The following is a 26,508-nucleotide window of genomic DNA, read 5'->3' on the forward strand; positions in this document are numbered from 1 at the left end:
GTCGTAAGGGCCGACCCATTCGGCGGCGTCGATGGTGCCTTTTTCGAGCGCCGGATAAATGTCACCGCCGGCAATCTGCTGCGGCACGCCGCCGACCTTGGCGATGATGGTGCCGGCAAAGCCGCCGACGCGGAACTTGAGGCCCTTGAAGTCTTCCATCGACTTGATCTCTTTCCGGAACCAGCCGCCCATCTGGGCGCCGGTCGAGCCGGTCGGAATGCACATCGTGTTGGATTCCTTCAGGAGGTCGTTGAGCATCTCCTGCCCGCCGCCGAACAGCAGCCAGGAAATGTGAGCCCGCGTGTTCAATCCGAATGGCAGCGAAGTGCCGAAGGTGAAAGCCGGGTTCTTGCCCCAGTAGTAGTAGAGCGCGGTGTTGCCCATTTCGACGGTGCCGTTCGACACGGCGTCGAGCACCTGCAGGCCCGGAACGATTTCGCCGGCGGCGAACGATTGAATCTGGAACTTGTTGTCCGTGATCTCGGCGACGCGTTTGACGAAATACTCGCAGCCGCCGTAGAGCGTATCGAGTGCCTTCGGCCAGCTCGCCGTCAACCGCCACCTTATTTCAGGATTACCTTGGGCGATCGCGGGTGCGGCGACTGCGCTTGCAGCGAGACCGACACCGCCGACCTTCAAGAAATCACGACGTTTCATGCGCTTCCCCTCTTGTTTGTGCCGATACCCGACCAAGGGACAACGATCTTGATTGTCGTTTTTGTTTTTGCCGATGGCCGATGTCTGGTTGGTGATTGAAACCCGGGCCTTCAAACGTGCGGTCAGGATGACCAATCGGGCATCGATAATCAAGCGTCCTGCGTCGACCGCAGTTGCGAGAAGCCTCGCTTTCCGATCCGACGAAAGGCTAAGGCCGCACGCTGACGCGACCGGCTTGGTCTGCTACTGAAAGCGGCAACTGGCGCTGGAGCATGGAATGGCAGACAAGAAAGTCGTGGTGGCAGGCGCGACCGGCCTGGTCGGAAATGCCGCGCTGCGGCACTTCGGCAGCGTCGGCGGGTGCGACGTTGTGGCGCTGGCGCGGCGCAAGCCGCGTGAGCTCTACGGCGCCCGTCACGTGCCGATCGATCTGACCGATCCCGCGCAATGCCTGCGGGCTGCGGATGAAATGAAGGGCGCGACCCATCTCGTCTATGCCGCGCTCTATGAAGCGCCCAACCTGATCGACGGCTGGCGCGATGCCAACCAGATCCGCATCAACGACCGGATGCTGCGCAACCTGATGGCCGCCCTCGAGCCGGTCGCGCCTGATCTCAAGCACGTTGCACTGCTGCAGGGCACCAAGGCCTACGGCGTCCATGTCCGTCCGCTTACCGTGCCGGCGCGCGAGGGCCGCTCCGAAATGTATGAGCAGCCGAATTTCTACTGGGCGCAGGAGAATTTTTTGCGCGAGTTGCAAAGCGGCAAGAACTGGCACTGGAGCATTTTGCGCCCCGTGTTGATCGTCGGCCTCGCCATGGGCGGTGCGATGGATCTGATCCCGCCGCTGGGTGTGTATGCGGCGATGCTGCGCCAACAGGGACGCGCGCTGGATTATCCCGGAGGTGCGGCGCGGGTGTCGCAGGCGGTTGACGTCGATCTCTTGGCGCGCGCCATCGCGTGGTCGGGCGAAGCGACCACTGCGCGCAACGAGGCCTTCAACGTCACCAACGGCGATGTCTTCACCTGGGAGAATGTCTGGCCGGCGATTGCAGAGGCGCTGGACATGAAGCCGGGCGATGCCGTGCCGCTTTCGCTGGCGCAGGAATATCCGAAATGGATCGCGCGGTGGGATGCCCTGCGCCGCGAGCACGATCTGATCGCGCCGGATCTCGAGGCCTTCGTCGGCCTCTCGTTTCAATATGCCGACTACAGTATGCGTTACGGCCAGACCCAGTCGGGTCCGCCCTCGATCGTCTCGACCGTGAAGATCAATCAGGCCGGTTTTACCGAAATGATGGATACCGAAGCGATGTTCCGAAAGTGGTTTGCGCAAGCGCGGTCGAGCCGGCTGCTGCCGTAAGGCTATTCGGCTCTATTGGTGACTGTCTTCCGGCGGCGTTGCGGCCACAGCCGGTGCGGCGCTGACAAGCCAGCAGCCGGCCGAGGCCACGATCAGCCCGGCGATGGCGAGTGCGCTGGGCTGCTCGCCGAGCCCTATCCACGCCAGTACGGCGACCGTTCCGGGCACCAAATAGAAATTGGCGCTGGTGCGGGCCACGCTGCCGCGAACCAGCATCGCCGAATAGAGGCCCATGCCGCCAAGCGAAACCATCAGCGTGCCCCAGGCGGTGGCTGCGACAGCAGCGCCGGTCCAATCGGCGTGCGGCGTTTCCAACAGCCACGCGCCGAGCGAAGAGACGACGGCCGCCGACAGAAACTGCACGGTGGCCCCCGGCAAAAGCGGCATGCCGCGGCAGAACCGTCCGAAATAAAGCGTTCCTGAAACCAGGCCCATGACACCGACAAAGGCCAGCACCAGACCTTGAAAGCGGGCAGGGCTTTCGAGCGCCGCCTCGCCAACCACGAGGCCGACGCCGGCCAGTCCCAGCGCCAATCCCAGCCACTGCGCCCCGCGCAGCCGCTCATGCAACAGCATCACGCCGAGGGCGGCCGTCAGCAGCGGCGTCAGCGATTGCACCAGCGCGATATGGGCCGCCGGCGCGATCGTGAGCCCGACATGCGGCGCCATCAGCCCGACCGCGTTCAACAGCGCACCGGCGACGGCACAATGCAGCCACCGCCAACCGGCGAGCGGCTGCCAGGACCTGCGCAGCACGAACATCGCAATGGTCAAAATCACCGCGCAGGCGATCAAGCGGACGGCGACGAATAGCAGCGGCGAGAGGTGCCGCAACCCGACCTTTCCCGAGATGAAAGAGGAGCTCCAGAGCAGCACGAACAGGAACGGCGCCAGCCTGACAAACATCCCGCTTCCAGCCTCAGGCGTGATCCTTTTGTTTTGACGCGTTTTCTTCACGCGAACCGGTGCCCACTTCGCTCGAAAACGCTCTGGTTCTATCGCGGCGTGGAGAATGCCGCCTCCATCGCCTTGCGCGTCTTGATGGTGTCGTTGTTAGCATCGACCTCGACATCGCTCCAGCGCACCACCGCGCCATGGGCGATGTTGTTCTTCAACTTGACGCGATGGGCGAGCCCGATCGGCAGCGCGCCGGCGGCGAGGCTGGCGGAGGCCGGCATCAGTTTGCCCCACACCGTGTAGCCGCCCTCGCCGTCGAGCATCTCGCCGGCCCGCAGGTCGCGCTTGGCCACGGCGGCGACGTCGCCGCGAAAACCGTGCGGTTGCCCGGTCGGCTCGTTGCGCAGCGCCGCCGACAGGATCGAGATGTTCAGCTCCAGCCCGATCAGATGATAGGGCTTGTACATCGCGGCATAGCGGCCGGAGGCATCGGTCTTCAGCCCGTATTGCTTGAAGCAATCGGCGGCGTAGTCGTTCGGCGCTTCCAGCACGACATAGACGCCCCAGCGCAGGTCGCGAAACACCGGACGCCCGTCGCGTTCCAGCGACGACACCACTTCCACGATGCCGGATTTCTCCAGTACGCCGCCGTGATCGCGCGGCCGCATCACATGCGGCAGGTCGTCGACGCCGCAGGGCGGAAACAGCAGGCCGTCCGCGGGGACGTCGAGCCCGGTGGCGTTGGCGATCGCCGCCATTTCGATCGCGGATTTGGTGCCGTCCAGAAATGAGTTGAACATCTGCGGATTCATGCCGGCCGATTGTGCTTCGCCCGCCGTCAACCCGTAATGACCCCAGACGCCATCAGGCGTCACGTCATGATAGGCAGGCAGGTATTTGGTGCCCTTGCCGGCGGCGACGACGCGAAAGCCGGTCGCGCGTGCCCAGTCCACCATCTCGGCGGTCAGTGCCGGCTGGTCGCCATAGGCCAGCGAATAGACCACGCCGGCCTTGCGGGCCTCCTCGGCGAGCAGTGGGCCCGCCAGCACGTCGGCCTCGACATTGACCATCACGACATGCTTGCCCGCCGCAATCGCGGCGCGGGCATGCCGGATGCCGACCGCGGGATTGCCGGTGGCTTCCACCACCACGTCCATCGCGCCGCCCGCGATCGCGCGCAGGCCATCGTCGGTGAAGGCCGTCCGCGCGATGCGATCCTGGTCCCAGCCGACCGTGCGGCAGGCCTCGCGCGCCCGGTCGCGGTCGAGGTCGATGATCACAGGTACCTCGAGCCCCGGCGTGTGCGGCACCTGCGCGAGAAACATCGAGCCGAACTTGCCGGCGCCGATCAGCGCCACGCGAACCGGCTTGCCGGCCGCAAGGCGGGCGTTGAGGAGGTGATGGAGGTTCATGGGGGATCCGATAAATAGCCGGTCATTCCGGGGCGCGACGCAGTCGCGAACCCGGAATCCCGAGATGAAAAGTAATGTCGACCTTCCGGGTTCGACGCTGGCGCGTCGCCCCGGAATGACGGTGCAAATTTACTCCGCCGCCTGCCGATGCGCGCGCGCCAACCGCAACAGTGCGTCATCATCCACCGTCTGGATCGGCGTGAAATCGCGATGGGCGATGTATTCCGGTCGCGTCGGGGTGCGGATATAGTTCGAGACCGCGTTCAAGGTCAGATAGACGATCTTGCGCGGATAGGGCGTGATGTTGCCGGCCGAGCCGTGCACCAGATTGCCGTGGAACATCAGCATGCCGCCGGCCTTGCCGGTCGGAGCGACAATGCCGCCTTCCTTCACCAGCCTGGTCACGGTGGCCTCGTCCAGTGTCCACAGCGGATAGGACGTGGTGGCGAGGTCATGCGCGGCCGGCAAATCGCCGGCGTGCTGGCTCCGCGGCACCAGCATCAAGGGGCCGTTGATCGGCATCACCTCGTCGAGGAAGATCGCGATGTTCATGGCGCGCGGCTGCGGCATGCCGTCGTCGCGCTTCCAGGTGCCGTAATCCTGATGCCACTGCCAGACGTCGCCGGTGAAGGCGGATTTGGCGTTGATCTTGTACTGATGCATGTAGACCTTCTCGCCGAAGATCTGCTCGACCGGATCGATCATGCGCGGATGGGCGCCGAGCGCGCCGAACGCCTCGTTGTAGAGATGGGCGGCAAACGCAGTGCGCGGCGCGCCGCTCTTCTCGCGCCACACCTCCGGGCGGTCGGTGTCGTAAATGCCCTCGGCCTCGCGTGCGAGGTAGGCGACTTCCTCGGGGCTGAACAGCTCGGGCAGGAACAGCCAGCCTTCGCGGTTGAAAGAGTCGATCTGCTCTGGCGTCAATTTCATGGCGTTCTCTCCTGTGTATTTTCTTTTTGTCATTCCGGGGCGATGCGAAGCATCGAACCCGGAATCTCGAGGTTCCGGGTCTGGTCCTTCGGACCATCCCGGAACGACAGCGTTTCAATCAAGCGGCCTCGTCAGTCTCCCTCAGCCTTTCCTCGGTCATCCGTCCCGCCGTCTGCGCATGCGCCAGCGCCGCGGCCTCTGCTGCCCTGGCATTGCCGGCCAGAATCTGGGCGGCGATGGTTTCGTGTTCGGTCCAGGCGCTGTCGCGGTAATCGAGTTCGGCCAGCACGGTCGCCATCGAGCGGCGCATATGCGGCCATTGCGGCGCGATCATTTCCTCGATCGCGGGATTGCCGGCGAGACGATAGATGGCGCGGTGAAAGTCGACGTCGAGCGCGATCAGTTGCGCCAATGGCGTGTTGCTGCCGATCGCCTGCCCGGCCTGCAGCGCCGCTTCGAGCTGTCCGCGCCCGGCTGCATCCGTCCTGGCGCGTCCGGCCGCGAGCCGGGCCGCCAGCGCATCGATGGCGCCGCGCACCTCATAGAGCTGGCGGATGCGCGAGGGGTCCAATCTCGTCACCTCAAAGCCGCGGCGGCCGCTTTCGGCGACCAGGCCCTGCCGGTGCAGCAGATGCAGCGCGTGCGAGACCGGCTGGCGCGAGACGCCGAGCCGCTCGGCCAGCTCGTTCTGGCGGATGCGATGCCCCGGCGGCAGCGTGCGGTCGGTGATCGCCTCCAGGATCCGGCCGTAGACCTGGTCGATCAGGTTCGGGAGCGGGTCTAACGGGATCATGCCAACCGTCCGGTTTGGAATACGGAATTCCGTATTCGGTAATTAACGCCGGTTGGACGGTGGGTCAAGAGCGAATATCCCGAGCGGGAACCGGGCATGCTAAATTTACCCCTGCGCGCTAAACCACGACACGGCCGAACCGGCTGGGCTTTCGCGATCTGTTACCGTCGTCTGCGCAAGCCGCCCATCCTGCTTCTCCCGTCAGAGTTCCGATCCGTGCTGCGACCGACCATCCGAAAACGTATCCTCGGCATTGCCATCGGGCTGATCTTCCTGATGGCGATCACGTCGGCGTTGTCGACGGTGATGACGCGAAAGGTTGCCCATCAGCTCGACGAGCTCAGCAGCAAGTATGTCGAAGCCTATGGCCATCTGGCGCGGATGAATGTCCGCTCGCTCGAGCAAGCGTTGGCGTTGCGGCGGATGGTGATCGCGAAGATGCTGTCGCCGCCGGACGACGCAGGTTTTGCCGAACGTCAAAAGACTTACGAGGCCAAGGGACAGGAAATCGAGCAGGAAGCCAAGGCTGCGCGCGTCCTGATCAATGCGATCATCGACGATACCTCCACCGACTCCGACAATGCCCGGCTCGGCCGGATCGACGACCGGATCGAGCACGTCAACGGCGATCTGCGCCGCTACCTCGGCGAGGAATACCAGCGGCTGTTGTCGCTGCTCGAAGCCGGCAAGTTTGTGGAAGCCCGGTCCAGCCTCACCCGGTCCGACACGTTTCGTGACGAATTCAACCAGAAGGTCGAGGAAATCCGCACGGATATGCTGGCGCAGGTCCGCAGCGACTCCGTCGTGACGATGCGCGACCAGCAGACCGCCATCACCATATCGGCCATTTTGACGGTGCTGGCGGCCATCCTCGGACTGATGTTCTCGCTCTTCATCTCTACCGGCATCACGCGTCCGGTACGGCGTTTGCTGGACGGCACCCGTGCGGTGGAAGCCGGCCGGCTCGACGGATCGATCGACGTCACCACGCGCGACGAAATCGGCCAACTGACGGCCGCGTTCAACAACATGGTCGAGCAGTTGCGCCACAAGGAGCGCTTACGCGAAACCTTTGGCAGATATGTCGATCCGCGCGTGGTCGAAGGGCTGATCGATCCGAAGGCGCTGACCTCAAGCGACGGCGAACGGCGGGTGATGACGGTGCTGTTCTGCGACATGAAGGGGTTTACCGCCCTCAGCGAGGGCATGACGCCGAAGGGCCTCGTCAAGGTGATGAACCACTATCTGTCGACGATGTCGGGGCCGATCCGCAGCCATCGCGGCATCATCGACAAATATATCGGCGATGCGATCATGGCCTATTGGGGCCCTCCGTTTACCGAAAACGGCGAACAGGCGCGGCTGGCTTGCCTCGCCGCCGTCGAGATGGCCCAGCGCGGCGTGGCGTTGCGGACCGAACTGCCCGAATTGCTCGGCGTGCGGACCATTCCGAGCGATTGCACCATCCGGATCGGCATCGCCACCGGCGAGGTGCTGGTCGGCAGCATCGGTTCGGAATTCATGATGAGCTACACCGTGATGGGTGACGCGGTGAACCTGGCGTCGCGCCTCGAAGGCGCCAACAAGATCTATGGCACCACCTCGCTGGTCTCGGAGCCGACGATCAGGGCCGCCGGCGACGCCGTTGAAGTTCGCGAGATCGACCGGCTCGTCGTTGTCGGCCAGACCAGTGCCGAAGCGGTGTTCGAGATCATGGCCCTCAAGGAAGAACTTGGCGAGAACCAGTTGCTGTTGCGGGAGCGCTATGCCGAGGGGCTAACCGCCTATCGCACCCGAAAGTGGGATGATGCGCGTCAGGCGTTCGATGCCGCGCTCGAAGCTGTGCCCGGCGACGGGCCGTCGACGGCGATGGCCCGGCGTGTCGCGCAGTTTCAAGCCAATCCGCCGCCAGCGGATTGGGATGGCGCGTGGCGCCTCGATCAAAAATAACGGCGTTTATGCCGCCAGAAATTCCAGCACGAGCTCGCAATATTTCTGCGGCGCCTGTTCGAACATCGGATGCGTGGCGCCCGGAATCATCGCGGTACGCGATCCCTTCACGTTGGCCGCCAGCGTATGCAGTACCTGCGGCAGCGTCCCCTTGGTATTGGCGCCGCCGATGAACAAGGTCGGCGTCTTGATCGCTTCCGCGTCCGCCTTGGAGAAGGGCGGGCGCTGGTCCTTCATCTGCCCGATCAGCGTGGTGGCGTTGTCGCGCAACAACTGCTTCGGCGTCGCCGGCAGGCGCTTCCAGGCGCCGGGGCCTTCCAGCGCATCCATGAAGATCTGCAAGCCGCCGTCGATGTCGCCCTGGGCGATCACCTCGGCGGAAGCCGCGATCCGCGCCGCCAGCGGCGAGGGGCCGGGCTTGAACGCCGGATCGAGCGTGGCGTCGAGTTCGCCGCCGGGCTCGGCCAGGATCAGCCTGCGCAGCAGATCCGGCCGCCGCTGCGCGACGCGGAAGCAGATATGGCCGCCGCGGGAATGACCCATCAGGTCGATCGGTCTGCCTTCGAGCTGCTCGATGAAGGCGATGACGTCGTCGACATGCTGCGCGATCGAATAGGTGTCGCCGACGCCGTCCCAATGGTCGGGAAAGAAATGCCGCAGCGATACCGCGATCACACGGTGTTTCCGCGTCAGCGCGCCCAGCACCGCCGACCAGATCCTAAAATCGCAGAGCGAACCATGCACGCACACCAGCGGCGGCCCGTTGCCGGTTTCACCGACCTCGAGATAGGCCATGTCATAACCGTTGACGCGGAGCGTTTGCATGGGAGTCTCATGAAGATGGGAAGGTCTGGGGGCCATTGACTGGCTGATGCGAGAACCCCAGATCAGCGGAAGTTGTTTACGCCGTCAAGTTCCCTCAGGTTTCGGGTGGATAGCAACAATCTCCAAGCCTAGATTTGGGCTGGAAACGAAGCTGGTGGCATTGAACGGGAGAATTGGAGCCAGCCATGACCGGGCACCATTTTGCGATATTCGACACCTCCATTGGCCGTTGCGGCATTGTCTGGGGCGAGCGTGGCATCACCTCGGTGCAATTGCCGATGGGCAACGACCAAATGACCCGCACCCGCCTGCAGCAGCGCCATGACGACCTGATCGAAACGCCGCCGCCGGCGAAGATACAGACCGCGATCGACGGGATCGTCGAGCTGTTGGCCGGCAAGCCGAACGACCTCGCCGACGTCGTTCTCGACCTCGACGGCGTTCCCGAATTCAACCGCGGCGTCTACGACATCGCGCGGAAAATTCCGCCGGGCAAGACACTGACCTATGGCGATATCGCCAAGCAGCTCGGCGGCGTCGAGCTGTCGCGCGACGTTGGCCAGGCGCTCGGACGCAATCCCTGTCCGATCGTGGTGCCCTGCCATCGCGTGCTGGCGGCAGGCAACAAGCCCGGCGGTTTCTCCGCCAATGGCGGGGTGGTGACCAAGCTGAAGATGCTGGAGATCGAAGGCGCCCCGGTGAATTACACGCCGAGCCTGTTCGACTGAGCGGCTGTTAGAGCGTTTTCCAGCGAAGTGGACGCCGGTTCGCGTGAAGAAAACGCGTCAAAACAAGAATCTAGAGCCCCGTTCCGATTCAATCGGAACGGAAAAAGGCTCTAGCGCCCCTTGAAATCGGGTTTTCGCTTTTCGTTGAAGGCCAACACGCCCTCGCGGCGATCTTCGGTCGGAACCATGCGGTTGTAGGCCTCGATCTCGAGCGCCAGCCCGTCCCGCAGCGAGGACTGCAGGCCGCGGTGGATCGACAGCTTGGCTTGCCGCACCGAGATCGGCGCATTGCGGGCGATATGCGATGCGGTCGCCAGCGCCTCCCGCAACAGGTCGGCTTGTGGAAACACTTCGTTGACGAGGCCCCAGTCGTGCGCTTGCGTGGCCGTAAAGGGCTTGCCGGTCAGGATCAGCTCCTTGGCACGGCGTTCGCCCACGGCGCGCGGCAGCGTCTGGGTGCCGCCACCGCCCGGCATGATGCCGAGCGTCACTTCGGTCAGCGCAAAGCGCGCGGTGTCGGCGGCGTAGAGAAAATCGCAGCATCCGGCGATCTCGCAGCCGCCGCCATAGGCCGCGCCATTGACGGCGCCGATGATCGGCACCGGGCAATCGATCAGCGCCCGCACCATCCGCTCAAAAATGACATGCTGACGCGTCCATTGTTCGTCGGTCATGCCGCGGCGTTCCCTAAGGTCGCCGCCGGCGCAGAAGGCTTTGTCGCCTGATCCGGTCAGCACGATGCAGCGCAGGCCTTTGGGATCGAGGGCGATATCCTCGAAGCAGCGCACCAGATCCTTGCCCATCTGGGTGTTGAGTGCGTTGGAAGCGTCCGGCCGGTTGAGCCGGACGACGGTCACGTGCTCGCCGGCTGCTTCCAGTGAAAGCGTGTCGAACTCCACAGATGCGCTCATATCGCCTCGCAGGAAAATCCGTTGCCGGCGCGGCGAATTCTTCCCGCGGACGGCGAGGGGAAATGCGCGGTGCAGCACAGCGTTTCGGTGTCGCAATAGCGCTCCATGAAATTGCGCCGCGTCACCGCGGCCTGCGCCTGGTCGACATCGAACTTCGCAGAAAATTCCGGGTACCGCGTCTGCAGCGGCGAATGCATCAGATCGCCCGAGAACACCGCGTCGTCCTTGCCGCGGCCGAAGGTGAAGGCGACATGGCCGGGCGTATGGCCCGGGGTCGGCAGGATGCGGGCGTGATCGCCGATCGCGTGGTCGTCGCGCACGATCTCGGCCTGTTTGGCTTCGACCACCGGCAGCACGCTGTCGACGAACGGCGGTACGGGAGCCTTGGCGTTCTGCTCGGTCCAGTAATCGAACTCGGTCTTGCCGAACACGTAGCGCGCCTTCGGAAAGGTCGGCACCCAGCGGCCGTTCTCAAGTTTTGTGTTCCAGCCGACGTGATCGACATGCAGATGCGTGCACATCACGTAGTCGATATCGCCGGGCGAAAAACCGGCCGCCGCGAGGCCGCGCATGTAAGTGTCGTCGGTCTTCATGTTCCATTTCGGACGCAGCGGCCGCGGCTTGTCGTTGCCGATGCAGCTGTCGATCAGGATGGTGTGATGCGGCGTCTTCACCACATAGGACTGGAAACACAGGATCAGCACGTCCTTGTCGTCGAGTGCGCCGGCCTGCCGCATCCACGACCGGTTCTCGGCCAGAACTTCCGGCGTCAGGCCCGGCAGCATCTCGAGCGCCGGCAGGAAGGTGGTTTCCTGCTCGATGATGCGGTGGATGGTGAGGTCGCCGACGGCGAAGTTGAGTTTCATGGTTCTTCCCTGATTTTTTGGCGAGACTGGCGCGCTAGTTTTTGTCGCGAACGGATGGGAGGATGACGTTGGTGAGCATGTCGAGCGCGCCGTCGCCCTGGCGCGTCCGGAAGTACAGGCCCGAAGTCGTCATTACGACGAGGTCGCGCTCGGGCACGATGAAGATGCGCTGGCCGCCCGAGCCCATCGCGGCGATCCATTTCACTTCCGATCCGTCCACGATCGAACGCCCCAGCCACCATTGCTGGCCGTAGAAGAACAATCCGCTGAAATAGCCGATGGCCTGAAAGCGCGGTTTGACCGATTGCGCGATCCAGTCGGCCGAGACGATCTGTTTGCCATTCCATGCGCCATGGTCGAGCACGAGCTGGCCGATCTTGGCGGCATCGCGTGGCCGCAGCCGCAGGCCGGCGGCGGGGGCGATCTTCTTGTTCTCCGGATAATTCTTCCATTCGAAATCGGTAATTCCAAGCGGCTGGAACAGGGTTTCGCGCGCGAACGCGTCCAGCGGCTTGCCGGAGACGCGTTCGAGGATGCTGCCGAGCAGATTGGTGCTGCCACCATTATACGTCCACAGCGCGTCCGGCGGCCTCGCGACCGGCTTCGACAGCACGTAGCGGATCGGATCGGATTCGTTGCCGAGATGCGGTTCGTCGTTTTTCGGATCGTCCCAGCCGCGGTTCTCGTCCCACTGCATGCCGGAAGACATCGTCAGCAGATGCCGCAGCGTGATCTGGTCCCAGCCCGGCGATTTGACGTCAGCAAATTCTGGATAGAACTTCACCACCGGCTCGTCGGCGTTCGCAATCAGCTTGCGGTCGATCGCGATGCCGACCAGCAGCGAGACCAAGCTCTTCGAAGCCGAGCGCAGGTCGTGCTTGGTGGTGGCATCGAATTCGTGCCGCCCGCCGTTCTCGCCCCAGGGCTCGTCATAGCCGGCAAAGTATTGCTCGAATACGAGCTTGCCGTGGCGGACGATGACCACGGCGTGAACGTCGGCTTCCATTTCCTTCAGCCGCGCTGCGATACCGCAGAGCCGTGCGCCGTCGAGGCCTGTGCTTTCGGGCGACGCGGTCACCCAGCCGTCGTCGAGCGCAGTCGGGGACCCGCAGGCCAGATTTCGTTGGCCCAGCGACATTTCGTTTGATTGGGCCTGCGCGCCCGTTATCGCAAGCGCGAAACCGGACGTCGCACATACAACAACGGCAGCGAGGCCGAGGTGCCGCAATTTTTTGCCGCCCTCGCGCATGCTGCCGTCTCCGTTTTCGTCGTTACGCCGTCGGCGGCACCGAGATTTTCACCGACGGCCGCTCCAGCATCTTTTGATTGAAGGCGTCGAGCTTCGGATAGGCCTTGCGCCAGCCGCAATCGGCAAAACGGAAGTCGGCATAGCCGAGCACGCAAACGAGGCCGATCTGGGCGGCGTTGAACGGCCCCGACAGCACGTCATTTCTGTTCTCGAAACGCGCCATGCCGGACCAGGCCCGGTTCCAGTGGTCCTTGTGCCAGTCGCTCCAGCGCAGCCCCTCGGGGCGCACCATCTTTTCGTAGCGGCACAGCAGCATCGAATCGAGCATGCCCTGCAGCAGGGAATGGTCGCTCTTGACCTTCCAGCGCTCGGGGCCGGAAGCCGGGATCAGCTTGTTACCGCCGGCGAGCTCGTCGAGATATTCGACGATGACGTAGGAATCCAGAAGCACATCGCCATTGTCGAGGATCAGCACCGGCAGCTTCTTCAGCGGCGTGATCTTGGAATATTCGTCGTTTGGCTGGCCGGGGACAACCGCAGCTGGCGTGAACTCGATCTTGTCGATCAGGCCGGTCTCGATCGCGGCGATGCGCACTTTGCGAGCGAACGGCGAGGCGGGGGAGAAGGTGAGTTTCATTTTTGAAATCCCTTTAAGGGTTTTTCTCCGTCATGCCCGGGCTTGTCCCGGGCATCCACGTTTTTACTGTTGGAGAGAAGTCGTGGATGGCCGGAACATTTAGCTTGAAGACGCGCTTCGCGCTTTCTGCCCGGCCACGACGCGTTGGGTCAGTCGGTCTCTTACGCCGCAATGATTTCCTGCCGCTGCTCGCCGAGGCCTTCGATGCCGAGCGTGACGACGTCGCCGACATTGAGGAACTGCGGCGGCTTCATGCCGGTGCCGACGCCGGGAGGCGTGCCCGTGGTGACGATGTCGCCGGGCAGCAGCGTCATGAACTGCGAAACATAGGAAATGCACTTCGCCATGGTGAAGATCATGGTCGAGGTCGATCCGGTCTGGCGGCGCTGGCCGTTGACGTCGAGCCACATCGACAGCTTCTGCACGTCGGCGACTTCATCCTTGGTCACCAGCCACGGGCCGACCGGGCCGAACGTGTCGTGCGACTTGCCCTTGGTCCACTGACCGAGGCGTTCGATCTGGAAATTGCGTTCCGAGACGTCGTTGCAGACGCAATAGCCGGCGACGTGATTGAGGGCGTCGGCTTCGCTGACATACTTGGCGCGGGTGCCGATGATGGCCGCGATCTCGACTTCCCAGTCAAGCTTGGTCGAGCCGCGGGGCTTTTCGACCGCGTCATTGGGGCCTGAGAGCGCGGTGTTGGCCTTGATGAAGAAGATCGGCTCGGTCGGGATCGGCGAACCGGTTTCCTTGGCGTGATCGACATAGTTCAGGCCGATCGCAACGAATTTCGAGATGCCGGTGACCGGGGCGCCGAAGCGCGGCTTGCCGTCGACGGCGGGCAGCTTGGACGCATCGAGGCCGGCGAGCTTGGCCAGCGACGCCGGCGCATAGGCCTCGCCGTCGAGGTCCTTCACATGGGCGGAGAGATCGCGCAATTGGCCGGATTTATCGATCAAGCCGGGCTTTTCCGCACCCTTGGCGCCGTAACGAACAAGCTTCATTTTTCACTCCCTGGCGGGTTTTCTTGAGGACTTTTCGACTTGATTTTCGACTTGGACTGCTTTTGGAACAGCACGGGGGGAAATTCAACTGCCGATACGTACTGCAATGCACCCCCTCATTTCTTGGGGACTTGGTAGGGTGGGCAAAGGCGCTCTTGCGTCGTGCCCACCATCTATCCAGGCCGGTGGTTTAATGGTGGGCACGCTGTCGCTTTGCCCACCCTACCAACCCCGAGGAAGCCGGCATCATCCCAAAGCGATGAACTTGAAGGCCGTCCCTTCACGCTTGATATGGCCGGCATTGAAGTGCCCGCCGATCACCAGCGTCGGCGTATCGGCAAAGCGCGAGAACAGCTCGCGCCGCGTCGCCGTGGACTGCTGGGGCGTGGAATCCGCGGTCGACGACCAGTCGAGATGCGCCATCTGGCAGGGATGGTGGGCAACATCGCCGGTCAGCAGGGCTTCGTGGCCGTCCGAGGTGATGTGGATGCTCATATGGCCGGGGCTGTGGCCGGGTGTCGGAATCAGGGTGATCTCGTCCGCCAACCGGGCGTCGCTGGCGACAAGATCAGCCCGGCCGGCGTCGGCGATCGGTTTCACGGAATCGTTAAACACAGCCAGTTTGTCGGCCTCTTCGTGGCTGTGGTCGCGCCAATACTCGTATTCGATCTTGCCGAACACGTATCTCGCCCCAGGGAAAGTCGGCACCCATTTGCCGTCGACCAGTTTCGTGTTCCAGCCGACGTGGTCGACATGCAGATGCGTGCAAAGCACCGTGTCGATGCTGTCAGGGGCGAAGCCCGCCGCTGTCAGTCTGTCGAGAAACGGATCCTTGCGGTCGTTCCAGGTCGGCACCTTGCGGCCCTTTTTGTCGTTGCCGAGTCCGGTGTCGACGATGATCCGGCGCGACGGGGTTTCCACCAGCAGCGAGTGGATCGACATTTTCAGCCGGCCTTCCTCGGTGGCGAAATGCGGGATCAGCCAGGGCAGTTTCTGCATTTCCTCATTGGTCGCGAGCGGCAGGATGAAGCGGGTGCTGCCGACCGTCTCCAGCTCGACGATTTTTGTGATTTTGACCTTGCCCACATTCCAGTTCATCCGGCGCTTCCCTTTTATGTCGGCGTTCGTGTCGTCGCTCAACGCGCGCAGTCGACGATGACGGTGCCGAGCTTGTCGCCTTTCTCCACGGCCAGATGCGCCAGCGCGGTGTCCGACAGTGCAAACTGACCGGCGATGTTGTGAAGCCGCGAGCCGGCTGTGAGCCATTTCGTGATGTCGGCCTGTCCCGCCGCCAATAAGGGCGGTGGCAGCGCGAACAGCACCAGCGCGCGCAGGGCGACGCATTTTTCCATCAGGTCGCGCATCGGCACCAGCGGCGTACGGTTGCCGTTGGTGGCATAGATCGCGATGGTCGAATTCATCGCCATCAGCTTCAGCGTGATCTCGATGTTGCCGCCGAAATCGACTTCGACCACGCGGTCGACGCCGCGCTGCCCGGTAAAGGCCAGCACTTTCGCGATAACGTCCTCGTTGCGGTAGTTGATGACGAGATCGGCACCGGCGAGCCGCGCCTGTTCGGCCTTCATCGCCGAACTGACGGTCGCGATCACCTTGGCGCCGCCCCATTTGGCGAGCTGCACGGCATAGTGGCCGACGGCACCGGCGCCGCCGGTGACCAGCACGGTTTGTCCCGCGATCGGTCCGTCGCAATAGAGGCAGCACCACGCCGTCATGCCGGGGATGCCGAGCGTGGCGCCTGATGCGAACGACAGATTGTCCGGCAGCGGCGTCACCAGATGTTCCGATAGCGCGATATATTCAGCGGCGGTACCGAAGGCGCGGCCGTTGCGCTGGCCGTTGAACAGCCAGACGCGCTGGCCGACCTGCAACCGCGTGACGCCGTCGCCGACCTGATCGACGATCCCGGCGCCATCGCTATTCGGAATCACGCGCGGAAATTCAAGCGCGCGATAGCTGCCGCCGCGGCGGCCTACATCGGCGGGATTGACGCCGGACGCCTCCAGCCGCACCCGGACTTCGCCCGGGCCGGCCACCGGCGTCGGCATCTCGCCATAGGTCAAGACCTCGGGCGCAGGGCCCGTCCGTTCGTACCAGACTGCCTTCATCTAACGCCCCCTCGGACCAGAGCGTTTTCGAGCGAAGTGGTCACCGGTTCGCATGAAGAAAACGCGTCAAAGCAAAAAAGTAGAGCCCGGTTCTGATGCAATCAGAACCGGGAGACCACTAGAGGGTCCCCGGAAATGCGCCGCCGTCGAGCAGGATGTTCTGGCCGGTGATGAAGCCGGCCTTGGCGCTGCACAGGAACGCGCAAGCCTCGCCGAATTCCTCGGGATCGCCGAAGCGTCCGGCCGGATTGAGCTTGGCGCGTTCCGCCAGCACCTGCTCGACCGGAAGACCGCGCTTTTCCGATTCGCCTTTCGCGGTCCCGCGCAGGCGATCAGTGTTGAAGGGGCCGGGCAGCAGGCCGTTGATGGTGACGTTGTTGATGACGGTCTTGCGCGAAAGGCCGGCGACGAAGCCGGTGAGGCCGGCGCGCGCGCCATTGGAAAGGCCCAAGATCTCGATCGGCGCCTTCACCGCGGCCGAGGTGATGTTGACGATGCGGCCGAACTTGCGCCCCATCATGCCGTCCACCGTCGCCTTGATCAGCTCGATCGGGGTCAGCATGTTGGCGTCGATCGCCTTGATCCAGTCGTCGCGGGTCCAGTTGCGGAAATCGCCGGGCGGCGGGCCGCCGGCATTGTTGATCAGGATATCCGGGTCGGGACAGGCTTTCAGCGCCGCCGCGCGTCCCTCAGGCGTGGTGATGTCGCCGGCCACCTCGGTGACGGTGATGCCGGGATTGGCTTTGCGGATTTCATCGGCGGTCTTCTTCAGCGCTTCGGCGCCGCGCGCCGTCAGCGTCACGTGCACGCCCTCGTTGGCCAGCGCCATGGCGCAGGCGCGCCCGAGTCCCTTGCTGGATGCGCACACGATGGCGCGGCGGCCTTTGATCCCTAGATCCACAGTTTCACTCCCGTTATGTCAGTGATTTTTTGAAGTCCGATGATGGCACTGTAGCCAAGTCAGGCATCCCTGATAAGGGGCTGCCCGCCTGACGAAATGCATATCAGTAAGTCTATTATATCTGCTGGTTTCGCTTCAGGCGATCGAGGGTGGCGGCGACGTCCGGCGGCAGCGATTTGACGCCTTGTTGTCCAGCCGCCGAAAGCCATGGCCGCAGGTGCGAGCCGGTCAGCCAGGGTGGCTGAAGCTGCGGCGGCAGCAGCTGGTCGACGACCAGAACGACGGTAACCGCAATCAGGCCGACGCGCCCCGCGCCCAGCACGGCGCCGCAGAGCCGGTCCACGATGCCTGATTGCGATCCGGTGGCCTCGTCGACCAGCGTCCGTGCCAGCTTTCCAAATGCCATACCGGCGAGCAGAAAGATGCCGAAGAACACAAACCCGTTCTGAGCCAGCACGGAGGTTGGATTGCCGCTCGCGGGTGGCGACACGGCGGACATCACTCCCATCGCGATTGGCGCAGCAAACAAATAGGCCACGATCGTGACCGCGCTGCGCACCAGTCCGGTGTTGAAGCCGGTAACCACGGCGAATACCAGGCCGACACAGACGACGGCATCGAAACTGTTCATGGCGAACTCTCCGCCGGTTCCAATACACATGGTGTGTCAAGGAACCGAGGGCGCGATCGCTAAAATCGTCTGTATTGAGGGCGCCTTGAATAGTAGCCGTCATGCCCGGCCTTGTGCCGGGCATCCACGTCTTTCCGCACTATCCGCAAGAAAAGACGTGGGATGGCCGGGCAATAGGCGAGCGGAAGCAACGCCGTCCTTTGGCCGGCTATGCCCGGCCATGACGAGGAAGCTATCAACTAGCCCGCATCTCGGCCTTGATCATGTCGGCAGCCTTTTCGCCGATCATGATGGTGGGCGCGTTGGTATTGCCGCCGATCAAAGTCGGCATCACGGAGGCATCGACCACGCGCAGGCCTTCGAGGCCGTAGACCCGGAGCTTGGGATCGACCACCGCCATTGCATCGTTGACGCCCATCTTGCAGGTGCCGACCGGGTGATAGACGGTATCGACGCGCCGGCGCAGGAGCTCGCGGATCTCGTCGTCGGTGTTCACGCCCGCGGTGTACATTTCCTTTTTCTGCAGGGCTTTCAGCGCCGGCGTTTCCATCAGCCGCCGCGTGGTCTTGAAGCCCGCGACCATGGTTTCGAGATCCGCCTCGTCGCCGAAGAAATTCGGATCGATCAGCGGCGCCGCGAACGGATCGGTGCTGCCGAGCGAAACCGTGCCGCGGCTCTTCGGCCGCAGCAGGCAGACGTGGCAGGTGAAGCCGGTGCCGCGATGGCGCTTGCGGCCGTGATCATCAGCCATTGCCATGCCGAAATGCAGCTGGATATCGGGGATGTCGAGGTCGGGACGGGTTTTCAGGAAGCCGCCGCATTCGGCAAAATTCGAGGTCATCGGTCCGCGGCGCTCGCGGCGGTACTGGCCGATGGCGCGCAACAGCCGCGGGATACCCCCAAGCGAAATGCCGTTGAAATTCGGATTGTCGGACATGTAGCCGAACACGAAATCCGGATGGTCCTGCAGGTTTTGTCCGACACCGGGCAGATGATGCCGGCTTTCGATGCCGTGCTTGTCGAGCGCCGTAGCATCGCCGACGCCGGATAACTGCAGCAGTTGCGGCGTCTGGAACGCGCCGGAGGCGACAATCACCTCGCGCCGCGCGCGGAGCTGCTTCAACTCCTTGCCCTGGCGGTATTCGACGCCGACGGCGCGCTTGCCTTCGAACAGGATGCGGGTCGCATGCGCGCCGGTCTCGACCCGCAGGTTGGCGCGGTTATTCATGTGCGGGTGGATATAGGCGCGGGCGGCGCTGCAGCGCTCGCCGTTTCGCTGCGTCACCTGGTAGATGCCGAGGCCTTCGTGCTCGTCGGCATTGAAATCCTCGCGCAGGCGAAACTGTCCTTCCTGCGCCGCCTGCAGGAAAATCTGCTGCACCGGATTGTCGGTGCGCAATTTGTTGACCGACAGCGGGCCGTCCTTGCCGTGATACTCGCCGCCGAAATCGGCGTTGTTTTCCGAACGCTTGAAATAGGGCAGCACGTCGTTGAAGGACCAGCCGGTATTGCCGAGCGAGGCCCACTGGTCGTAGTCGGCGCGGTGGCCGCGGATATAGACCATGGCGTTGATCGCCGATGAACCGCCGAGCCCCTTGCCGCGCGGCTGATAGCCGATGCGGCCGTTGAGGCCCTTTTGCGGGACGGTGTTGAAGGCCCAGTTGTTGACGTTGCCGGCGACCATCAGCACCAGCGCGAATGGCGTCGTCACCACCCAATTGTCGTTCCTGCCGCCGGCGTCCAGCAGCGCCACCGAGGTCTGCGGATCCTCCGACAGCCGTCCCGCCACCGTGCAGCCGCCGGAGCCGCCGCCTACCACGACGAAATCGAATGTATCCGTCACGTATTTCCCCCATTCATTTCTTGTTCGTCATTCCCCGGTGCGCGATTGCGCACCTGAGGGCGATGCGTAGCACCGAACCCAGATGCGCAATTGCGCATCGGGGAATCCCCGGGCCGTTGCCCGGCCCTTATTCGCCCCAAAACTCCGCTTTTGCGGGGGTTATGGCAAGTCCGGTTCCATGGGGTCGTTTTGCCGCGTTTTCGGCGTCACAAAAACCTCAAAAACGGGAGCTTTGGGCCTTTCCAAAGCAGGTGCACGTTGGTACATAGCCCTCGCACCCGATGGCTTTGCCCGGGTCGCCTTCTCAGGAAGCCTCCGGTCGGGACGATCGACGCCCAAAGCGTTGGCCGCTTTCGCTTCGGATCAGCTTTTGAGACGGCATCGCAACGGTTTAACGCGGGGTGGAGCAGCCCGGTAGCTCGTCAGGCTCATAACCTGAAGGTCATAGGTTCAAATCCTATCCCCGCAACCAAGCTTCAAGCCCTTGAAAACGTTTTGTTTTTGAGGGTTTTTTGCTGTCTGAATTCTAGCTCGAAATTTCGGTCGTGGAAGCGTCGTGGAAGCGGCGGGAAGAAAGTCGCAGCGTAAGATCGACGGGGTTGCGCGCGACGCAATGACTCAATTGTGATCAAAGGCCGCATCGCGAGCGACGCCACGAGCTTGTTGCGCCGTCGGTTAGGCCCGCTTGTCACGACTACGAATCTTGGGGGCAGGAGTTCGAATCTCTTCGCGCGCCCCCGCCTGTGAACTAAATCCTCGTACAAAATGTACGCACCCCGCGCTTTGCTGCGGGTGGGGGTGCCTGGCACTCATTTTGATGACACGACCGTGCTCCATTAGCCGGTCGAACTCGTCCGCCCACCCGGAGCCGCACGCGGCGCACTTCAACCTGCGCAATATCCGCATCGCTCTAGCGCGGCCGGATTTCCGGCCGCGCTAGGCTTCCTCACCGATCAGGCGTGACGTGCTGTGTGCCGGCGGACGGGACGCTTCCGGCGAAACAGTGCAACGATCATCTTCGGCAGATGGACGACGATGGCCGCCGCGAGCAACATCGCGCTGAATACGACGCCGACAGCTACCGGCGCGTATTTCTTGGCAAGCGCCAAAAGCCAGTCCAGCCAGCCCTTGGCCATGTCGATAGCATCCTGCTTCGCATGGGCCCAAAGCATGCCAATCTCGTTGGCGAGATGCTCGATGCCTTTGCCGACCACGTTCACGCCGCTCTGCACCGCCGTTTCAGGGATATGCAGAATCTTGTCGGCCTGATTCACTATGCCGGCGCCGGGGATGTTTTTGTCGAGCTGCATGCTCGGTGTGGTCGGCACCGGGCCGGGCGCGGGCAGCGTGATCGTGCCACCGGGCACCTTGACCGGAGTTGTCGTCACCGGCTGAAGCGGGTGACCCGTGTCCACGTGCACCGGACCAAGGTCAAACGAGACTCGGCAGCAAGCGCTCGCAATCGAAGTGCTCGCCAGCAACGCAACAATCATTCCACAAGAAACTGTGCGAAAAGATTTGGTCATCGTCGTAAAGGGAAATAGCCCTTCCTCCTGGTTGAACTCGCGTAGTAAGTGTCCTGATTTGTGGCTAAAACCGGACATGGAAATGAACGCCCGTTTATCCAGCGCGCATCCCGTTCGCTCAGCTCGGATATTTTGCTGGATTAAATCTCAGTAACCGAAAGGCCGCCAACCGCCTGCCTTTTCGCCGCTTGCATAGCGATATGACAGGCAATCGATTGGCAAAATTGGTGATTTCGCGTGAGCTGTCTGGCGTTGCGCCATTCGCCAAGACCTTCACGTAGGAGCAGCCGCGAACGCCTTGGCGAAAGATTCGCGGTCAATCAGTCAGTGCAGATACCGGCTTTGAAAGCGATCAAGCAGGTCATTTTCGTTCGTCATAGAAAGCTTTAAGTCGTAGCAAATACGTCAATCCGCTTCTCTTCAGAGCTTCTTCCTTGTCGTTCTTTGCCGCAACCTCAACGAAGAACTGGGCCGCGGTCGCGGTAATCGCTTTAGTCAATGCCGCGTGCGGGCCGCCGGCAAGAAAAGCTCCTCCGACTTCGGGAATAATCTTGATGGCGTCAATCGCGCGCTTGTGCCACGGACGGGCGGGATCGTTCATCGTGGCATTCAGCTCGTCCATCGCGGGGACGATCTGGGTTTCGATGAAGAATTTCGTATGCTTCTCGAACGCCTCGCGGTCCATGTCTTTGATCTTGCCGTTAAGGTCCGCCGCGTAACGGAGCATCGACCTCCGGAATCCTCTGAGCAATGCTGCATTGGCGTCGCGGAATTCCATCAAGTCTTCAGGCAGCAGCAACGGCGTCGGCGGAAGAGCGATCCGAGTACACTCGACGGCCAGAATAGAAGCCAGCAGCTTCGCGTCGTCTACCGGCGCAACGTCTGGCATGCCCGGGATCTGCAAGCCGGGAATGTCATTAAGGAGAGGCACTCCGGTTCGTCCGGAATGCACGATGGCTCCGGCAATGTAGTGGTAGTCGCCGGGATAAATGAGCGTTTCAGCACCGTCGCCGAGCCCTTTGGCGTGCCCCGTACTGAACGATGGAATGAAGTCAGGTCGTGGGGGTCCATGAATTGAGTCGTAAACGGCCTGGACCAGTTGGCCGGGCACAGGGTCCTTTCGCAGGAATGGATCATCAGGATCGGCGGTGAACTCGCAGAAGCCGTCAAGCGTCTTTGCCTGCAGCAGTAACTTCATTGCTCCGATGAGCAATTGTGTGTCGTGCCAGCGGTCATTTAATCCTTCAAGACGTACGATTTCCTTCTCGACCTCTTTGGGGTCATAGCCAGACTTCGGCATATGAACTCCCGGGAAATACACCTTGTCGAAGACGGCTCCGAGCACCGTGAGGACGCCGAGGTTACGCGGCACAGGGCCGGTCAAATAGACTGCCTCAAGCTTCAGCGTTTCATCTAATCCTGTTTGCGCCATCGGTCCCGGTATCCACTCGAAAGAAATATGTCTATCCGTATCGCTCCAGCGCGGTCTGAATTTAGGCCGCGCTAAACGACGTTTTTGAAGCCCGGTGGAAGGATAATTGTCGGCTTGCCAAGTGCTTTCACCGGATAAAGCAGAATGATGACATTGTGTGTCGTGTCGAAAGCCTCCGCCACGCACTCGTGAGAGCTGCCGTTGCGATCCGTCAGTGAAAGGGTTGTGGGGCGTGTCATCTTTCGGCCAACGGGCAGGATACGGCCGAGACTATGATCGGGCGTGATAACGGTATCTGTGGGCTTGCCAAACTGAAGCATGAACGAAGGGGAGGGTTCAATACGGCGGACGGCGGCCCGCGCACCGTGACCCGGAACGAACTCGATAGGCTCAAGGATATAGACGATGCAGGCGCGATGGTGAGTACGGGCGAATTCCCGCGCTGAGGCATAGTTGGACGCGCCGAATTTTTTCGCGAGCGTGATCGGTGTCTTGATGTCGAATTTACAGTCAGCGGCATACCGGGCATAAGTGTCGCCCTTAAACAGGGCGAACCTAGCAAAGTTGTTCGCCTCGCGTTCAAACTGGTCCGAGATTTCAGGATCGAGATGTTGTTCACTATCCTGGAAGAACCGAAACATGCGCTTGTGCACGGGAAGATCGTGATGCGCGGTTTCATGAAGGGTCAGGAAGGTCTTTTTGGATTTTGACTTTATAGCGCTGTCGTCGATGTGGATCAGCGTGTCAGCGGAATCGTATAGGCCGAACAACTTGCCAAGGGCAGATTTAACGACGGTTGCTGTTTGGATTGCCTTTCCCGCCAAGTATTCCATGACGGCGACGGGATCGAATAGGCTGGTTTGTGCAACGCGCACGTTTGCGGCGGCGAGGATATCTTCGAGAGGCACGGGGAATCTGTCCCATGCGCTTGCGCGGTCAAGGAGCTGCCGTGCTCGCTCCTCGACCGCGCGAAGATCTTCGGGTTCGAGGCTGCTATCGTCAGCTTTTGTCACCCGGCTTTTTCCTCGCCCGCATGAATTGAAGGTACTGCAACATCTCGGTCTCTTCCTCGGCCGACAAATTATGCTCGGCGAACGTCGCGATGCGCCCGTGCCGCTCGGTATCGGCGCGCTTGGTGCCGGATATGTACCCGGCCATATCCATCAGATTCTCGAAGCTGATGGCATAGAGTTCTGCCAGCGCATGCAGAATGTTCGGCGACGGCTTTTTGATCTTGTTGTTTTCGATCTGCGACAAGTAGGCGTTTGAGACCTGCTTATTCGTCGCCTCCTCGACATCGCGCAGGCTCAGGCTCCGGTTCACGCGAATCGACGCGAGATATTGGCCGAGCGTTAGTTTCGACGTGTTCCTTTCGTCCGGGGGGGAGAGCATGGCGGGAGGTCTCCTGCAAGCTATTGTTTCTATTATGATTCTACTCCAGTCACGCGGCATCGTCAAGCGCGCAAAGAAATTGCTTGATATTCTTAGCGCGCTATGTAATATTGGAGTCGTAGAAGGGCGCGGTGCCTGGATACGTCCGATATGGAGAACATAACATGACTGACAACCTCGAAGACAGGAGCGCCGACCCCGGCGTGGAAGAGGTGCTCGACGAGATCATCGATCTCGAAGAGTACGCCAAGCTGGGCAAGCGCCCGCCGCTCTCAAAGGGCTACCGCATCCTCGTGAACGGCGACCCGTTCGTGGTGAACGAGCCGAACCCGACCGGTCGCGCCATCCTGACCCTCGCGGGTCTGCTGCCCGCCGAGCACTACACGCTCCGCATCAAACTTGCGGGCGAGAAACCGCAGAAGGTTGGGCTCGACGAGCACGTCGACCTCCGCCGCCCGGGTGTGGAGAAGTTCAAGGCGCTGCCGCGTGATCAGACGGAGGGATGAGCTATGACCCTCCGTCGTCAGTTTGACCTGCTGCCCATCGACCGGGATTTTCTCGACGAATACGGCCTGCCGTGGGAAACGATCGTGGATGGCTCCCAGTGGGTGCTGCTCCACGATTTCCCGACGCCGCGCGGCTACAACCACGCGACGGTGACGGCGGCCATCCGGATCGAGACCGGCTACCCGAACACCGAACTTAACATGGTGTATTTCTTTCCAGCCCTCGCACGGGCGGACGGAAAGCCGATCGGGGCGACCGAGGCGCCGCAGCCACTCGACGGAAAAACCTACCAGCGCTGGTCCCGCCACCGCACGGGCGCGAACCCGTGGAAGATCGGGCGCGATCACATCGGGACGCATGTCATCCTGATCGAAGACTGGCTTGACCGGGAGTTCGAGAAATGACCGCTCCCGTTACCCTGGCCTTCTCAGGCGACCAGCACGAGCACTTGAAGAGTTTCCTGTTCCCCGGCGACGGAAACGAAGCCGTCGCGATCTTGCTTTGCGGCAGCCGCGCGGGCGACCGCAGCCATCGGCTCGTCGTGCGCGAGATTCACGGCATCCCATACGAGGATTGCTCAGAACGGACCCCGATGCGGGTTACTTGGCCACCGGACTATATTGCTCCAATGCTCGACCGCGCTGCCGCCGAAGGGCTGACGGTCGTTAAGGTTCACAGCCATCCCGGCGGCTATGCCGCCTTCTCGATGACGGATGACAAGGGCGACGAACGGCTGTTGCCGATGATCCGAGGATGGGTCGAGGCGGATGTGCCGCATGGCAGCGCCGTGATGTTGCCGGACGGCCAGATGTTCGGGCGCGTCTTGAACGCGACCGGCGGATTCGATCCGATCTATTGCATCAGTGTCGCGGGAGACGATCTGCACTTTTGGTACGCGGACGTTGGCAGCATCGAACTGCCGAACTTCGTCGCCTCGCATGCGCAGGCATTCGACAAGGGCACGATCGAGCGCTTGCGTCGGTTGTCGTTCGCGGTCATCGGCGCGTCGGGGACGGGCAGCCCAACCATTGAACAACTTATGAGGCTCGGTGCCGCCCTGATTGTCGGTGTCGATGACGATCACATGGAGGAGCGCAACGTCAACCGCATCCTGAACTCGACCATGGATGACGTGAAGAACGAGCGCCCGAAGGTTGAAGTTCTTGCCGATGCGGTCGAACGGACCGGCCTCGGCACCCGGTTCATTCCTTTAAAGAAAAATCTGTGGGACCCGGAGGTCATCCGCGAAGTCGCTCAATGTGACATCATCTTCGGCTGCATGGACACGGTGGACGGGCGGTATCTTCTCAACGCCATCGCTTCCTACTATTCGATTCCTTACCTCGATATCGGCGTGCGCCTCGACGCGACCAAGGTTTTCGACGGCGTGGCTCACATCCGTGAAGTTTGCGGCACCGTGAACTATTTGCGCCCTGGCCGGTCCAGTCTTGTCAGCCGGGGACTGTTTACGATGAGCGACGTCGCCGCTGCCGGTTTGCGCCGGAATGACCCGACTGCTCACGACCGGCAGGTGGAGGATGGATATATCAGGGGCGTGGCCGGCCACCGGCCCGCTGTAATCAGCGTCAACATGTTTGCCTCGGCGCTCGCCGTAAACGAAATGCTTGCGCGCCTGCATCCCTACCGTGAGGAGCCGAACGGCGCGTATGCCGCCGTCACGTTTAGCCTTGCGAGCATGGAACTCATCTACGACCCTGAAGAGGGAATTTGCGATATGCTGGGCGCGAAGGTTGGCTTCGGCGATACCACGCCACTCCTGGGGCTGATAGAGCTCGCGGAAAGGCGAAAGGCGTGAACAGGTTTCGTCGCTTTCTGCTGAATACATATGGCCGAGCAGACCGGTTTCTGCGGGGCGCATACGGGCGTATCCATAATTGGATCGTCCCGCCGTATCCGACCTTGTTCGT

26 protein-coding genes and 1 tRNA gene (1 of these 27 only partly in view) are annotated in these 26,508 nt (G+C 62.2%); 7 read left to right on the forward strand and 20 right to left on the reverse strand.

The features are described 5' to 3' along the window. Window positions 1-657 carry the 5' portion of a TRAP transporter substrate-binding protein gene (locus BLS26_RS22745; protein ID WP_092518427.1) on the reverse strand. It extends 432 nt beyond the left edge of the window, so 657 of the gene's 1,089 nt are visible here — the first part of the coding sequence; the start codon lies at window positions 655-657; the stop codon falls past the left edge of the window. A 277-nt stretch (window positions 658-934) separates the two neighbouring features. Between BLS26_RS22745 and BLS26_RS22750 the strand changes: the two genes are divergently transcribed. Next, entirely contained in the window at window positions 935-2,020 is a 1,086-nt protein-coding gene (locus tag BLS26_RS22750) for an NAD-dependent epimerase/dehydratase family protein (protein WP_092514768.1), read from the forward strand. Between the two features lie 12 nt (window positions 2,021-2,032). On the opposite strand, the gene BLS26_RS22755 is transcribed toward BLS26_RS22750, so the two are convergent. From BLS26_RS22755 to BLS26_RS22770, 4 genes are all read right to left on the reverse strand, one after another. Further along, complete coding sequence (locus BLS26_RS22755; RefSeq protein WP_092514769.1) at window positions 2,033-2,926, reverse strand: DMT family transporter; 894 nt, start codon at window positions 2,924-2,926, stop codon at window positions 2,033-2,035. 89 nt (window positions 2,927-3,015) lie between these two features. Continuing rightward, on the reverse strand, window positions 3,016-4,329 hold the full coding sequence (locus BLS26_RS22760; RefSeq protein WP_092514770.1) for an NAD(P)H-dependent oxidoreductase: 1,314 nt from the start codon (window positions 4,327-4,329) through the stop codon (window positions 3,016-3,018). Window positions 4,330-4,458: 129 nt separating this feature from the next. Continuing rightward, entirely contained in the window at window positions 4,459-5,259 is an 801-nt protein-coding gene (locus BLS26_RS22765) for a phytanoyl-CoA dioxygenase family protein (protein WP_092514771.1), read from the reverse strand. A 118-nt stretch (window positions 5,260-5,377) separates the two neighbouring features. After that, a complete protein-coding gene (locus tag BLS26_RS22770) occupies window positions 5,378-6,052 on the reverse strand; it encodes a GntR family transcriptional regulator (protein ID WP_092514775.1) in 675 nt (224 codons plus the stop codon). A 276-nt stretch (window positions 6,053-6,328) separates the two neighbouring features. Here BLS26_RS22770 and BLS26_RS22775 point away from each other — a divergent pair, with 276 nt between their 5' ends. After that, window positions 6,329-8,002 carry an adenylate/guanylate cyclase domain-containing protein gene (locus BLS26_RS22775; protein WP_244542023.1) on the forward strand — a complete coding sequence of 558 codons (1,674 nt, stop codon included), beginning with the start codon at window positions 6,329-6,331 and terminating at the stop codon, window positions 8,000-8,002. Window positions 8,003-8,008: 6 nt separating this feature from the next. On the opposite strand, the gene BLS26_RS22780 is transcribed toward BLS26_RS22775, so the two are convergent. Beyond that, entirely contained in the window at window positions 8,009-8,827 is an 819-nt protein-coding gene (locus tag BLS26_RS22780) for an alpha/beta fold hydrolase (protein ID WP_092514779.1), read from the reverse strand. A gap of 185 nt (window positions 8,828-9,012) precedes the next feature. Here BLS26_RS22780 and BLS26_RS22785 point away from each other — a divergent pair, with 185 nt between their 5' ends. Continuing rightward, a complete protein-coding gene (locus BLS26_RS22785) occupies window positions 9,013-9,555 on the forward strand; it encodes a methylated-DNA--[protein]-cysteine S-methyltransferase (protein WP_092514780.1) in 543 nt (180 codons plus the stop codon). A gap of 110 nt (window positions 9,556-9,665) precedes the next feature. On the opposite strand, the gene BLS26_RS22790 is transcribed toward BLS26_RS22785, so the two are convergent. The 10 genes from BLS26_RS22790 to BLS26_RS22835 form a co-directional block, all read right to left on the reverse strand. Next, window positions 9,666-10,466, reverse strand: coding sequence for an enoyl-CoA hydratase/isomerase family protein (locus BLS26_RS22790; RefSeq protein ID WP_092514781.1), 801 nt, complete (start codon window positions 10,464-10,466; stop codon window positions 9,666-9,668). Continuing rightward, window positions 10,463-11,332: an MBL fold metallo-hydrolase gene (locus BLS26_RS22795; protein WP_092514782.1), complete on the reverse strand. Its 870-nt coding sequence runs from the start codon at window positions 11,330-11,332 to the stop codon at window positions 10,463-10,465. Before BLS26_RS22795 ends, BLS26_RS22790 begins: the two co-directional genes overlap by 4 nt. A gap of 34 nt (window positions 11,333-11,366) precedes the next feature. Next, window positions 11,367-12,581 carry a serine hydrolase gene (locus tag BLS26_RS22800; protein ID WP_092514784.1) on the reverse strand — a complete coding sequence of 405 codons (1,215 nt, stop codon included), beginning with the start codon at window positions 12,579-12,581 and terminating at the stop codon, window positions 11,367-11,369. A gap of 22 nt (window positions 12,582-12,603) precedes the next feature. Continuing rightward, window positions 12,604-13,218 carry a glutathione S-transferase family protein gene (locus BLS26_RS22805; protein WP_092514785.1) on the reverse strand — a complete coding sequence of 205 codons (615 nt, stop codon included), beginning with the start codon at window positions 13,216-13,218 and terminating at the stop codon, window positions 12,604-12,606. Window positions 13,219-13,379: 161 nt separating this feature from the next. Beyond that, entirely contained in the window at window positions 13,380-14,222 is an 843-nt protein-coding gene (locus tag BLS26_RS22810) for a fumarylacetoacetate hydrolase family protein (RefSeq protein WP_092514786.1), read from the reverse strand. A gap of 246 nt (window positions 14,223-14,468) precedes the next feature. Continuing rightward, on the reverse strand, window positions 14,469-15,320 hold the full coding sequence (locus BLS26_RS22815; RefSeq protein WP_092514787.1) for an MBL fold metallo-hydrolase: 852 nt from the start codon (window positions 15,318-15,320) through the stop codon (window positions 14,469-14,471). A gap of 38 nt (window positions 15,321-15,358) precedes the next feature. Beyond that, window positions 15,359-16,348, reverse strand: coding sequence for an NADPH:quinone reductase (locus tag BLS26_RS22820; protein ID WP_092514788.1), 990 nt, complete (start codon window positions 16,346-16,348; stop codon window positions 15,359-15,361). A 118-nt stretch (window positions 16,349-16,466) separates the two neighbouring features. After that, window positions 16,467-17,249 carry an SDR family oxidoreductase gene (locus BLS26_RS22825; RefSeq protein ID WP_092514789.1) on the reverse strand — a complete coding sequence of 261 codons (783 nt, stop codon included), beginning with the start codon at window positions 17,247-17,249 and terminating at the stop codon, window positions 16,467-16,469. A gap of 115 nt (window positions 17,250-17,364) precedes the next feature. Beyond that, entirely contained in the window at window positions 17,365-17,880 is a 516-nt protein-coding gene (locus BLS26_RS22830) for a CvpA family protein (protein ID WP_092514790.1), read from the reverse strand. A 235-nt stretch (window positions 17,881-18,115) separates the two neighbouring features. Further along, entirely contained in the window at window positions 18,116-19,723 is a 1,608-nt protein-coding gene (locus BLS26_RS22835; protein WP_092514791.1) for a GMC family oxidoreductase, read from the reverse strand. Window positions 19,724-20,118: 395 nt separating this feature from the next. Here BLS26_RS22835 and BLS26_RS22840 point away from each other — a divergent pair. After that, a tRNA-Met gene (locus BLS26_RS22840) sits at window positions 20,119-20,195 on the forward strand. A gap of 481 nt (window positions 20,196-20,676) precedes the next feature. Here BLS26_RS22840 and BLS26_RS22845 read toward each other — a convergent pair. From BLS26_RS22845 to BLS26_RS22860, 4 genes are all read right to left on the reverse strand, one after another. Then, entirely contained in the window at window positions 20,677-21,327 is a 651-nt protein-coding gene (locus BLS26_RS22845) for a hypothetical protein (RefSeq protein WP_157676551.1), read from the reverse strand. 283 nt (window positions 21,328-21,610) lie between these two features. Beyond that, window positions 21,611-22,681, reverse strand: a complete 1,071-nt coding sequence (locus tag BLS26_RS22850; RefSeq protein WP_092514793.1) for a hypothetical protein — start codon at window positions 22,679-22,681, stop codon at window positions 21,611-21,613. Window positions 22,682-22,752: 71 nt separating this feature from the next. Then, window positions 22,753-23,694, reverse strand: coding sequence for an ImmA/IrrE family metallo-endopeptidase (locus BLS26_RS22855; RefSeq protein WP_092514794.1), 942 nt, complete (start codon window positions 23,692-23,694; stop codon window positions 22,753-22,755). After that, entirely contained in the window at window positions 23,681-24,073 is a 393-nt protein-coding gene (locus BLS26_RS22860) for a helix-turn-helix domain-containing protein (RefSeq protein ID WP_092514796.1), read from the reverse strand. The genes BLS26_RS22855 and BLS26_RS22860 overlap by 14 nt, the downstream gene beginning before the upstream one ends. A gap of 164 nt (window positions 24,074-24,237) precedes the next feature. Here BLS26_RS22860 and BLS26_RS22865 point away from each other — a divergent pair, with 164 nt between their 5' ends. Genes BLS26_RS22865 through BLS26_RS22875 form a run of 3 tightly spaced genes read left to right on the forward strand, consistent with a single transcriptional unit; the run spans window position 24,238 to window position 26,396 of the window. Beyond that, on the forward strand, window positions 24,238-24,579 hold the full coding sequence (locus BLS26_RS22865) for a multiubiquitin domain-containing protein (protein ID WP_092514798.1): 342 nt from the start codon (window positions 24,238-24,240) through the stop codon (window positions 24,577-24,579). A 3-nt stretch (window positions 24,580-24,582) separates the two neighbouring features. Then, on the forward strand, window positions 24,583-24,984 hold the full coding sequence (locus tag BLS26_RS22870) for an E2/UBC family protein (protein WP_092514799.1): 402 nt from the start codon (window positions 24,583-24,585) through the stop codon (window positions 24,982-24,984). Further along, the gene (locus BLS26_RS22875; protein ID WP_092514800.1) at window positions 24,981-26,396 is read left to right on the forward strand and encodes a ThiF family adenylyltransferase; all 1,416 of its coding nucleotides are present in this window, start codon (window positions 24,981-24,983) and stop codon (window positions 26,394-26,396) included. Before BLS26_RS22870 ends, BLS26_RS22875 begins: the two co-directional genes overlap by 4 nt. Window positions 26,397-26,508: the final 112 nt, after the last annotated feature.

It is taken from the genome of Afipia sp. GAS231 (assembly GCF_900103365.1).
Lineage (GTDB): Bacteria > Pseudomonadota > Alphaproteobacteria > Rhizobiales > Xanthobacteraceae > Bradyrhizobium.